Annotated in this window: 8 protein-coding genes; 5 read left to right on the top strand and 3 right to left on the bottom strand. The window is 71.5% G+C overall.

The window, feature by feature from the left end; translation table 11 throughout:
- Positions 1-110 precede the first annotated feature (110 nt).
- From ACG04R_RS03720 to feoB, 5 genes are all read left to right on the top strand, one after another.
- Positions 111-1277, top strand: coding sequence for a response regulator (locus ACG04R_RS03720; protein WP_394406524.1), 1167 nt, complete (start codon positions 111-113; stop codon positions 1275-1277).
- Between the two features lie 13 nt (positions 1278-1290).
- Complete coding sequence (locus ACG04R_RS03715; RefSeq protein WP_394406523.1) at positions 1291-2526, top strand: urea ABC transporter substrate-binding protein; 1236 nt, start codon at positions 1291-1293, stop codon at positions 2524-2526.
- A complete protein-coding gene (locus ACG04R_RS03710) occupies positions 2523-6287 on the top strand; it encodes a response regulator (RefSeq protein ID WP_394406522.1) in 3765 nt (1254 codons plus the stop codon). Before ACG04R_RS03715 ends, ACG04R_RS03710 begins: the two co-directional genes overlap by 4 nt.
- 80 nt (positions 6288-6367) lie before the next feature.
- On the top strand, positions 6368-6622 hold the full coding sequence (locus tag ACG04R_RS03705) for a FeoA family protein (RefSeq protein ID WP_394406521.1): 255 nt from the start codon (positions 6368-6370) through the stop codon (positions 6620-6622).
- Positions 6619-8490: a ferrous iron transporter B gene (gene feoB, locus ACG04R_RS03700; protein WP_394406520.1), complete on the top strand. Its 1872-nt coding sequence runs from the start codon at positions 6619-6621 to the stop codon at positions 8488-8490. The genes ACG04R_RS03705 and feoB overlap by 4 nt, the downstream gene beginning before the upstream one ends.
- Before the next feature lie 147 nt (positions 8491-8637).
- Here feoB and ACG04R_RS03695 read toward each other — a convergent pair whose 3' ends face one another.
- The 3 genes from ACG04R_RS03695 to ACG04R_RS03685 are packed head-to-tail and all read right to left on the bottom strand — an operon-like array spanning position 8638 to position 11472.
- Entirely contained in the window at positions 8638-9570 is a 933-nt protein-coding gene (locus tag ACG04R_RS03695) for a peptidylprolyl isomerase (RefSeq protein ID WP_394406519.1), read from the bottom strand.
- 49 nt (positions 9571-9619) lie between these two features.
- Positions 9620-10498 (bottom strand): hypothetical protein, encoded by an 879-nt coding sequence (locus tag ACG04R_RS03690; RefSeq protein ID WP_394406518.1) that lies wholly within the window; start codon positions 10496-10498, stop codon positions 9620-9622.
- Entirely contained in the window at positions 10495-11472 is a 978-nt protein-coding gene (locus ACG04R_RS03685; protein ID WP_394406517.1) for a family 43 glycosylhydrolase, read from the bottom strand. The genes ACG04R_RS03690 and ACG04R_RS03685 overlap by 4 nt, the downstream gene beginning before the upstream one ends.
- Positions 11473-11497: the final 25 nt, after the last annotated feature.

Here is an 11497-nt window from a genome sequence, read left to right as displayed (position 1 = left end):
TGGTGGGGCGACCCCGGCGAATATGCGACGGAATCCACAGCTTTGCCCTGGGAAAAGCCTAGGGGCTGCGCCCGGTGGGACACATGATGCTGCGGTTATCCTGATTAGCCATGCCGCTCATCCTCGTTGTCGACGACCAGCCGAGCAACATCCACGTGCTCTACCAGCTGCTGGTGGACGAATGCGAGGTGTCCATGGCCACGAGCGGCGCCGAGGCGCTGGCCTTCTGCGCCGAACAGCTGCCCGACCTGATCCTGCTCGACGTGCTGATGCCCGAGATGAGCGGCTACGAGGTCTGCGACCGCCTCAAGGCAGACCCGCGCACGCGTGCCATTCCGGTCATCTTCGTCACCGTTCAGGGCGGTGCCGACGACGAGGCCGCCGGCTTTGCGCACGGGGCGGTGGACTACATCCCCAAGCCCTTCGTCGACGTGGTCGTGAAGGCCCGCGTGCGAACGCAGCTCGCGCTGAAGCTGGCGTCCGAGAGCTTCGCGCGCTCGCAGATCGAGTTGTTCCAGCGCGACAAGCTCGCCTCGGTGGGGCGCACCATCGCCGGCATCGCCCAGGAGCTGTCGTCCCCGCTGGGCAACGCGCTCATCTCCGCCTGCACGCTGCAGGACGACCTCGGTCATCTGCGCGGGCTGGCGCAGGGCGGCAACATGAAGCGCAGCGACCTCGACAAGCACCTGCGCGTCAGCGAGGAAAGCGTGGGCCTGGTGCTGTCCAACCTGCAGCGCACGCTGTCCATCGTCGACTCCTTCCTGCAGTCCACGGCGGACAACTTCGGCGACCAGCGCCGCAGCTTCTCGCTGCTGGAATTGGTGCACGAGGTCGTGGCCAGCCTGGCCGGCGCGCTGGAGGCGCACCAGGTCAGCTGCGAGCTGGACGCCGGCGACGACCTGCACCTGCTGAGCTTCCGCGGTGCGCTGGCCAAGGTGCTGGCCACGCTGATCCAGAACGCCATCAAGCACGCCTACCGCGAGGCGGGCGGCCAGGTCCACATCCGCGTGCGGCCACTGGGCACGGACCAGCTCACCATCGCCGTGCAGGATCACGGCGTCGGCATCCCGCCGGGCCTGGTGGGCCGGGTCTTCGACCCGTTCTTCTCGACGCGCTTCGGCACCAACCGCAGCGAGCCGGGCCTCTACATCGTGCGCAACCTAGTCACGTTCGCGCTGGGCGGGCAGATCCAGGTGGAGTCCACGCCTGGCGTCGGCACCACGGTGCGGCTGACGCTGCCGATGATCTCGCCCGAGGCGCGGCGCGCGGCCGGCTGAGGCGGGCCTGACGATGCGGGTCCGGCTCGCGCTGCTCGGTGCGCTGATCCTGCTGCTGGCCCTGGCGCTGGGCGCCTGGCTGTGGCGCAAGCCGGCGGCGGACGCGGCCCGCACGCCCATCGTCATCGGTCTGATCCACGCGCTGACCGGGCCGCTGGCGACCAGCGAGCAACCGTTGGTGGCCGCCGTCAAGCTGGCCGTGGACGAGATCAACCAGGGCGGCGGCCTGCTGGGGCGGCGCGTCGAGCTGCGCATCGAGGACACGCGCTCGCTTGCCGCGCAGACCGCGGCCGACGCGGCCCGCCGCCTCATCGACGAGCAGCATGCCGTGGCACTGTTCGGCTGCTGGAGTTCGGGCTGCCGCCAGGCGGTGCGCCCCGTCGTCGAGGAGCGGCGGCACCTGCTCTTCTATCCCATGGCTCACGAGGGCGTGGAGCGTTCCCCGAACATCGTCTACACCGGGCCCACGCCCAACCAGCAGGTGCTGCCGGCCGCCGACTGGGCCATGCAGGGCTTCGGCAGGCGGGTCTATCTCGTCGGCACGGATGGCCTATTCCCGCGCCGCGCCAACGCCATGCTGCGCGACTTCGTCCAGCTGTCAGGCGGTCAGGTGCTCGGCGAACGCTATGTGCCGCTGACATCGACGGACGTGAGCGCCGTCATCACCGACCTGCGGGCCTTGCAGCCGGACCTGGTGCTCAACACGCTCAACGGCGACGGCAACCGCGCCTTCTTCGATGCGCTGGTGGCCGCCGGGCTGACCGACCTGCCGCTGCTGTCCTTCACGGCGGCCGAGCCCGAGATGCGCGCCTACGGTGGCGGCCGGCTGGAGCGGCACTTCACCGCCTGGGGCTACCTGCAGTCGCTGCCCGGGCCAGCCAACACGGCCTTCCTGACCCGGCTGCGCGCACTGAACGGGGCCGATACCCAGGCCGGCGACCCGGCCGTGTCGGCCTACGTGGGCGTGCGGCTGTGGGCCGCGGCCGTGCGCGAGTTGGGCAGCGACCAGACCGAGGCCGTCAACGCCAACGTGCTGCAGCAGAGTGTGGAGGCGCCCTACGGCTTCGCGGCCGTGGATGCGCAGACCCGCCGTCTGTGGCGCCCGCTGCGCGTGGCCCAGGTGCGCCCTGACGGCCAGCTTGTGGAGGTCTGGCAGGCGACGCGCCACATCCGGCCGGCGCCCTGGCCCGCGTTCCGTTCGGCCGAGCACTGGAACGAGCTGCTGGCGGGCTCGGGAGCGCGCCCTTGATCGCCGCACCTGCCGTCGAGTCGAAGCGGCCGGCCTGGCGCGTGGGGCCGGCGCTGCTGCTGGGCCTGGTGCTGCTGTCCATGCTGCCGTTGGGCGTGATGGGGCTGTGGCAGCTCGGCAGTTTCGAGCGCAGCCTGCGCGAGACCGTCACCGACGGCCTTGTGGCCATCGCGCGGAAGAAGGTCGCAGAGATCAACGAATACCTCAACGAGGTGCAGACCGACGCGCAGATCGTGGCCCAGGCGGCCGACGCGCGTGAGCTGCTGGCGCAGAAGCGCGACGCCGTCGCCACCCGCGTGCCGGCGGCCAGCCGTGCCTTCTACGCGCGTGTCTATGACACCGGCAAGTACGTCAACCTGCTGCTGGTGCAGCCCGACGGCCGCATCAGCTTCGCGATGAAGCCGCTGGCCGGAGCCAGCCCGGAGCTGGCGCGGCTGGACGGCGGCGCCTTTGCCGGCACGGAGCTGTTCGCCGCCCACCGTCGCGCGATCGGCCGGCTGGACGTGCAGCTCACGTCGCTGGTGCGCCTGCGCGGAGAGACGACGCCGACGCTGTTCCTCGTCCATGCCGTCGTCGATGGTGACCGCGTGCTGGGCAGCATCGTGCTGCAGCTGGACCTGCCGCGGCTGCTTCACGTGGCCACCGACCGTGCGGGCCTGGCACTCAGCGGCGAGACGGTGCTGGTGCAGCGCAGCGGCGACCGTGCCTTCTTCGTCAACGACGAGTTGCGCATGCCCGCCGAGCTGGCGGCCCGCGCTCTGGACCCGCAGGCCACCGATGCCATTCCGGCGCTGCGTGGCCTGCGTGGCGAAAGCGGCAGCGGGCTGGCGCGCAACTACGCGGGCACGGAGGTCATCTCCTCGTGGCGCCACCTGCCGGCGCTGGACTGGGGCATTGCCGTCAACATCGATGCCGACGAAGCCTTCGCGCCGGCACGGGCGCTGCGCAACCGGCTGCTGGTCGCGATGTTGCTGGCGTTGCTGCTGTCGCTGGGCCTGGCACTGCTGCTCGGGCGGCGGCTGGTGGAGCCCGTGGTGCTGCTGAGCCGTGCGGTCGCGCGCATCGCCGGGGGCAACCTGGGCGAGCGCGCACCGATCTGCGGCTTCACCGAGTTCCGCGAGCTGGCGCGTGGCTTCAATCACATGACCGAACAGCTGGTCGTCGAGAAGCAGCTGCTGGAGGCGCGGGTGGAGCAGCGCACGCGCGCGCTGAACGATAGCGAGCAGCGCTTCCGCGGCGTCTTCGAGCGTGCGCAGGTGGGCATCGCGCTGTGCGACGCGCACGGCACCATCCTCGACGTGAACCAGGCGCTGACGGCCATGCTGTGCCGCACCGCCGACGAGCTGCGTGGCGCCAAGCTGGCCGATCTGCCGGACTTCCGTGCCGGCCGGCTGCTGGGCAGCGAACTGCACCGCCTGGCCAGCGGGCGGCTGGAGCATGTGCGCTTCGAGCGCGGCTTCGCGCTGCCGGGCGGCGGCGAGCTGTTCGTCGACGGCAGCGCCAGCGCCATCCGCGACCGCCGCGGCCGTCTCGTCAACGTCGTGCAGATGCTCATCGACGTGACCGAACGCCATCGGGCCGAGATCGAGCTCGTGCGCGCCCGCGTGGCGGCGGAGGCGGCCAGCCAGGCCAAGAGCGACTTCCTGGCCAACATGAGCCACGAGATCCGCACGCCGATGAGCGGTGCGCTCGGCATGCTCAACCTGCTGATGCGCACCGAACTGACGCCACGCCAGCACGACTACGCCAGCAAGGCGCGCACGGCGGCGCAGGCGCTGCTGGCCGTCATCAACGACGTGCTGGACTTCTCCAAGGTCGAGGCCGGCAAGATGGAGCTGGACCCGCACCGCTTCGAGCTCAGTGAGTTCATGCGCGAGCTGGCCGTCATCCTGTCGGCCAACGTGGGCCGCAAGGACATCGAGGTGCTGTTCCGCCTGGACCCGCGCCTGCCGCCGGCGTTGGTGGGTGACACGACGCGGCTGCGCCAGGTGCTGCTGAACCTGGCCGGCAACGCGCTGAAGTTCACCGAGCACGGCGAGGTGGTGCTCGCGTTGACCCTGCTGGACGAGCAGGGCGCCGAACCTCACAGGAAGGCGCGCATCCGCTTCGAGGTCCGCGACACCGGCATCGGCATCCCGTCGGACAAGCTGGAGCACATCTTCAGCGGCTTCAGCCAGGCCGAGCAGAGCACGTCGCGCCGCTACGGCGGCACGGGGCTGGGGCTGGCGATCAGCCGCCGGCTCGTCGCGCTGATGGGCGGCGAGCTGGGCGTGGCGAGCCGGGTGGGCGAGGGCAGCCGTTTCCACTTCGAGCTGGTGCTGGCCGAGGCGCCGGCCGAGCCGCACGGGGCGCTGCCCGACCGGCCGGGGCTCAAGGTCCTCATCGTCGACGACAACCCGATGGCCCGCGAGGTGCTCCAGGACATCGCCTCGAGCCTGGGCTGGGACTGCGACCTGGCCTCCAGCGGCGAGCAGGCGCTGGTGCTGGTGCACCTGGCCGCTGAGCGGGGCGAGCCGCACTATCAGCTCATCCTGATGGACTGGCGCATGCCGGGGCTGGACGGCTGGGAGACGTCGCGGCGCATCCGCGACAGCCACGAGTCCGACGCGCCGGTCATCATCATGGTCACGGCCCACGGTCGCGAGCTGCTGGCCGAGCGCAGCGAGCAGGAGATCGCCAGCCTGGGCGGCTACCTCGTCAAGCCGGTCACGGCGTCGATGCTGCAGGACGCCGTCGCCGAGGCCACGCGCGGCGGCCCGCGCGCGCGCCGCGCCGAGGGCGGCGCGCAGCGCCTGGCCGGCCTGCGGCTGCTGGTGGTGGAGGACAACGGCTTCAACCGGCAGGTGGCGCAGGAGCTGCTGGAGGACGAGGGGGCCGTCGTCACGCTGGCTGGCGGCGGCGTGGAGGGGGCGCACCTGGCGGTGGTCACGGAGCCGCCGTTCGACGCCATCCTGATGGACCTGCAGATGCCCGACCTGGACGGCTTCGAGGCCACGCAGCGCATCCTCAAGCGCCGTCCGAAGAGCCTCGTCATCGCGATGACGGCCAACGCCATGGATGCCGACCGCCAGGCCTGCCTGGCCGCCGGCATGCGCGACCACATCGCCAAGCCGGTGGACCTGGAGCAACTGGTGGCCTGCCTGCGGCGGCACGCGGGGCGGGGTGAGCCCGCCGGCCAGGCGGTCGCCGCGTCGTCGGCACCGCCGCTGCTGCTGGACCGCGCCGCTGCCCTGCAGCGCCTGGGGGGGCGGCAGCCGCTCTACGACCGCCTCGTCCAGTCCTTCGCGCAGGATGCGCCCGCCGAGATGGACGCGTTGCGCCGGTACGTGCGCCTGGCCAGCGTGGCCGACACGGTGCGCGTGCTTCACACGCTGCGCGGCCTGGCCGGCGCGGTCGGCGCCAATGCGCTGGCGGCGGAAGCCGGGGCGCAGGAGCAGGCCGTGCGCGCCCGCGGCGACGTGCTGGCCGCCGGCGCGGATGCACTGCAGCGCCGTCTGGACGAGACCCTCGCCGTGCTGACGCCGCCGCCCGCGCCCGCTGCGGCTGCCGAGGCGGTCGACCCGCTCGAGGGGCTGCGGCGGCTGCGCCAGCTGCTGGTGGAGCGCAACATGCGCTCGGTCGCCGCCTGCGAGGCACTGGCCGCTCAGGCCTCCGCGCTGGGACCGGAATTCACCGCGTTGTCCACGGCCGTCGGCCGGCTGGACTTCGCCAAGGCGCTGAAGGCCTGCGACGTGCTGCTGGAAAACCTCAATCCGCGCTGATTTCTTCGCGGCGGCGGCCGGGTATGGCGCGTACAATGAGAATCATTCGCATCAAAACGCTTGCCCGCCGAGCCGCCACCATGTCCGAGCCGCTGCCCTCCAGCCTCGCCGCCGCCCCTGCCGGGCAGGCACTGACCGTCCAGCAGGTCAGCGCACCCGTGCACTCGCCGGAATGGGCGTCCTGGCTGTCCGACCTGGGCTTCCTGCCGGGCGAGGCGGTGCGTGTGCTGCGCCGCGGCGCGCAGCGGACGGGCAACCTGGTGGTGCGCGTCGGGCAGTCGACGTTCGCGCTGCGCCATGCCGAGGCCGAGTGCATCGCGGTGACGCCGCGATGACCGAGGCCGTCGTCCACGTCCACCGCGGCGGCAAGCTTGTCGCCCTCGTCGGCAACCCGAACTGCGGCAAGACGGCCCTCTTCAACGGCCTGACCGGCAGCCACCAGAAGGTGGCCAACTACGCCGGTGTCACCGTCGAGCGCAAGGAAGGCCGCGTCATCTCGAGCGCCGGCAAGGCGCTGCGCCTGCTGGACCTGCCGGGCACCTACAGCCTGCACCCGCGCTCGCCGGACGAGCGCGTCACCTGCGACGTGCTGGCCGGCCGCGCCAAGGGCGAGAAAAAGCCCGACCTTGTCGTCATGGTGCTGGACGCGACCAACCTGCGCCGCAACCTGCGCCTGCTGCTGGCCGTGCGCCGCCAGGGGCTGCCGGTCGTCGTGGCACTCAACATGGCCGACCTGGCCGCCCGCCGCGGGCTGAAGGTGGACGCCGCGGCGCTGTCGGCGCAACTGGGCATGCCGGTCGTGCGCACCGTGGCCATCCACAAGGAAGGCCTGGACGAACTGCGTGCCCTGCTGGACAAGCCCGAGGTCTGGGATGTCGGCCACGCCGCGCACGCGGCCGAGCCGCCGGTGGACGATCACGTCACCGTGAAGACCTGGCTGCGCGCGATGGACCTGGACGAGGAGCTGCCCTCGTTGCCCAGTGACCGTGTCGACCGCGTGCTGCTGCACCCGGTGGCCGGTTCGGTCATCCTGGCGGTGCTGCTGTTCCTGCTGTTCCAGGCCGTGTTCTCCTGGGCCGAGCCGCCCAAGGACATGATCGAGAGCGGCATGGCCTGGCTGGGCCAGCAGGCTGGCAGCGTGCTGCCCGAGGGCTGGTTGCGCAGCCTTGTCGTCGACGGCGTCATCGCCGGTGCGGGGAGCGTGCTGGCCTTCCTGCCGCAGATCCTGATCCTGTTCTTCTTCATCCTCGTGCTGGAGGAGTCGGGCTATTTGCCGCGCGCGGCACTGCTGCTGGACCGGCTGATGGGCAGCGTGGGCCTGTCGGGCCGCAGCTTCATCCCGCTGCTGTCCAGCTTCGCCTGCGCCATCCCCGGCATCATGGCCACGCGGTCCATCGCCAACCCGCGCGACCGGCTCGTGACGATCATGATCGCGCCACTGATGACCTGCTCGGCCCGGCTGCCGGTGTACGCGCTGCTGATCGGCGCCTTCATCCCCAACCGCGAGGTGGCCGGCTTCGAGCTTCAGGGGCTGGTGCTGTTCGGCCTGTACGTGGCCGGTATCGTCGGCGCGATGGCGGTGGCCTGGGTGCTCAAGCGCTTCACCAGCGCCGGCCGTCTCGTGCGCCCGCTGATGATGGAACTGCCCAGCTACCACTGGCCGCACCCGCGCTCCATCGCCATCGGCCTGTGGCAGCGCGCGGTCATCTTCGTCAAGCGCGTCGGCGGCATCATCCTCGTGCTGACCATCGCGCTGTGGCTGTTGTCCAGCTTCCCCGGGCCGCCGGAGGGCGCCACCGGTGCGCCCATCCAGTACAGCATCGCCGGCTGGCTGGGGGCGGGCCTGGCCAAGGTCTTCGCGCCCATCGGCTTCAACTGGCAGATCAGCCTGGCGCTGGTGCCGGGCCTGGCCGCGCGTGAGGTCGCGATCAGTGCGCTGGGTACGGTCTACGCGCTGTCTGCCACGGGCGATGACGCTGCGCAGGCGCTCGCGCCGCTCATCCAGCACAGCTGGAGCCTGGCGACCGCGCTGTCGCTGCTGGCCTGGTATGTGTTCGCACCGCAGTGCATCGCCACGCTGGCCGCCATGAAGCGCGAGACCGGCGGCTACAAGATGCCGCTGATCGCGGCGGGCTACCTGTTCGGCCTGGCCTACCTGGCGTCGTTCGTCACCTACCGCGTCGCGGTCTACCTCGGCGCCTGACACCAGGTATTGGGGCCGAGCGCTGGGCCGCTCCCGAGCCGGCCCGTTTGACGATGCGTGCGGCTCAATGCCGCAAGCATCGCCGTCCCCTCGGGGGACCGGCTGGGCTCGCCCGCGTTCAGCGCGTGCGAGACCGGACGAGGGGCATCAGGGCATGGGCCGCGTCGGTACCGTGGCGCTGCAGACGTCGATGTGGCCCGGGCTGTGCACGAACCAGCCGCCGCGGTATCGGCGTGCGTCCAGCAATTGCGTCCAGGTGGCGGATTCGGTCTTCAGCACCTGCAGCGCCGGCCGCTCCTCGGGCGGCAGCTCGGCCAGCAGGCGCACGCGCTGGATGGCGGTGCGCTGCTCGGGCTTGTCGTAAAAGCCCATCGCCGCCGAGCCGCGGGGCAGGGCGGACAGCAGTTCCATGCCCTTGAGCACGCGCCCGACGACGGTGATGTTCAGGTCCAGCCCGCGCGGTGCCTGGCCGATGACGACGTAGAGCTCCGTGCCGTTGCTGGAGTCCACCGCGTCGCCGCGGCCGGCACCCACCATGCCGTAGCAGTGCGTCAGCCAGGCCTGGCCGGTTCGTGGGTCGGCGGCGACCGGAAAGCCCTCGGCGAAGCCGGTGCGCGGGGCCCAGCCGTCGACGTCGGGCAGCTTTGTGAAGCCGGCGGACTTGCCGATGCGGTCGATGGGCACGGAGAACTCGGCGGGCAGCTTCGGGCTGGCGCCCGCGGGCAGCGGGCGCGCCTTGGCGGCGTCATCCCCGTCGGGGTCGCCCCACTGGGTGACGAAGTTGTCCTGCACGCGCACGACCGCCAGGCCGTTCCAGTAGCCGCCGCGGGCCAGCGCGCGGATGTTGGCCGCGTGGGCCGGCGCGAAGCGCGGTGCCAGCTCGATGAGCACGTTGCCCGAGGCCAGCTCCATCAGCAGCGTGTTCTCGGGGTCCAGCGCCCGCCAGTCGCTGGCGGGCGACGCGGCCAGGATCTCCTGGGCAGACTTCTTGGGCGTGGTGGCCTTCGGCGCGGGCTTGGGTGCGGCCAGCGCGCTGGAGAGCAGGCCGGCGGTGGCCAGCGCGAGGGTGAGGTGTTTCATGGGCGCGCAGCTTAGCCGCCGTGAGCGGCCGGCCGAACTCGCGCAAACCTCAGGACGTCGGCAGGAAACGTTGCAACTCGCGCGCTCGCAGCGCGGCGGCGAGGCGTGTCGCCAGCGCCAGTGCCTCAGGGCTCTCCTGCTCGGCACGCGAGGCCATGCAGCCGTCGCCACGCAGGCAGGCCAGCCAGACCTCCGGGTCGCGCTCGTCGCAGGCCATGCCGAACTGGCAGGGCAGCAGCCGCAGCGCCGCCTGGGCGGTGGTGCGGCTGGTGTCGTCGTCGAAGCGCTGGCCGTCGAAATACAGCGTCGGCTGGCCATCGATGCGGCGCAGCAGCAGGCGCTCGCCGAGCTCGTCGAGCAGCAACGCGTCGGGCCGCGCGAACACGGCCCGCAGCAGCGCGGCGTCGTCGAGGTCGGACTGCTGCACGGCCAGCAGCGGGTCGCCGGTGCCGGTCTCGTCGGCCGGGCCGATGTTGACCAGCGCCAGCCACTCGGCAGCCGGGAACTGGCCGCAGCCGGTCGCGAGCGCGGACTGGCGGGCCACAGCGTGCTGGTGGCGGGCGTTGTTGATGTCGGGCGTTTCGGCCGCCTGCAGGCCCGCCAGCGTGGCGCAGCGCCGGGCCAGCGCGCGGGCGTAGAGGCGGCCGCCCTGGTCGCGGGCCGCGAGGGCGGCCTGCACCGTCGTGCGCAGGTCGGCCTCGGGGGCATCGAGCAGGCGGGCCAGATCCGTGGGCGCTGCCCGTGCCGACGCGGCAGCCGACGGGACCTCGGTGGTCGGCGCAACCGTCTCTCGTTGGGGCAGGGCCTTCATGGCCAGCGCGACGGCCGCCGTCGGCACGCGGGACGCGTCGGCTTCCGCCGATGGCCCCCACCAGGCCCAGCCCACCAGCGCGACGCCAAGCAGCAGGGCTGCTGGCGGGGCGATCACCAGACCGCGGCTGGCCACCCGTCGGACCCCCAGGTCACGTTGTTGATGAACAGCACCGGGGCGCCGTTGTTGTTGGCGTCGTAGGCATGCCAGGCCATCACCGAGCCGTCGGACAGCAGCGACTGTCCGCCCGGGCCCTTGAAGCGCGTGCCGCTGCTGGCGAGCACCGTACCGCCGCCCGACAGCATGGCCACGCCGGCCTTGTCGACATAGGGGCCGGTGATGGAGGTCGAGCGGCCGACGACGATGTAGTAGGTGCTGCTGGCGCCCTTGCAGCAGGCGCCCTTGGATGCGAACAGGTAGTAGTAGACGGTGCCGTTGATGGCCTTCTTGACGACGAAGCCGTTCTCGATGCCGTTGGTCGAGTCCTTGGCGATGTTGACGATGCCGCCGGTGGGCGGCTTCAGGTTGACCTTGCTGACGCGGGTGATGTGGATGCCGTTCCAGAACGAACCGAACACGAGGTAGGGGTCGCCGTTGTCGGCCAGCACGAACGCCGGATCGATGGCGTTGTAGGTGTCGCCGGACTTGGAGGTCAGGATGGCGCCCTGGTCCACCCACGCGCCCGCCGCGATGCCGCCGGCCGACGTCGCCAGGCCGATGGCCGACTTCTGCGAGCCGAAGCTGGAGATGGCGTAGTAGCAGTAGCCGTTGCCGGCGTACTCGCCGCAGCCGGGCGCCCAGACCATGGCCGTCTTGCCTGACGGCAGGTAGCTCGACCACCAGGACAGGCCGCCGCTGAAGATCGGCGTGCCCTGCGTCCACGCCGTGCCGTTGCTGGAGTACTTGACGCCGATGCCGCCGTTGTCGGTGGTCTCGAAGATCCACCAGGTCGAGCTGGTCTTGTAGATGTTGGGGTCGTGCGTCGTCAGCGCGCCGGTCAGCGTCCAGGGGGCGGCCTGGGAGGGGGCCAGGGCGGCGGCAAAGGCGCAGCCGACGGCCAAGCGCACAAGGCGCTTCAGGGTCAGGAACATGGGTTGTCTCCGGTCGTTGGTTCTT

It is taken from the genome of Pelomonas candidula, assembly GCF_043555985.1.
GTDB classification, from domain to species: domain Bacteria; phylum Pseudomonadota; class Gammaproteobacteria; order Burkholderiales; family Burkholderiaceae_C; genus Pelomonas; species Pelomonas candidula.
Note: the sequence above shows the minus strand (reverse complement) of the source record. Positions and strands in the feature narration are given on the sequence as shown.

What these genes read in the sequence shown, in the direction of transcription:
- ACG04R_RS03695 (WP_394406519.1), bottom strand. Translation starts at nt 9,570, where the DNA reads ATGAAACACCTCACCCTCGCGCTGGCCACCGCCGGCCTGCTCTCCAGC.
- ACG04R_RS03720 (WP_394406524.1), top strand. Translation starts at nt 111, where the DNA reads ATGCCGCTCATCCTCGTTGTCGACGACCAGCCGAGCAACATCCACGTG.
- ACG04R_RS03705 (WP_394406521.1), top strand. Translation starts at nt 6,368, where the DNA reads ATGTCCGAGCCGCTGCCCTCCAGCCTCGCCGCCGCCCCTGCCGGGCAG.
- ACG04R_RS03685 (WP_394406517.1), bottom strand. Translation starts at nt 11,472, where the DNA reads ATGTTCCTGACCCTGAAGCGCCTTGTGCGCTTGGCCGTCGGCTGCGCC.
- feoB (WP_394406520.1), top strand. Translation starts at nt 6,619, where the DNA reads ATGACCGAGGCCGTCGTCCACGTCCACCGCGGCGGCAAGCTTGTCGCC.
- ACG04R_RS03715 (WP_394406523.1), top strand. Translation starts at nt 1,291, where the DNA reads ATGCGGGTCCGGCTCGCGCTGCTCGGTGCGCTGATCCTGCTGCTGGCC.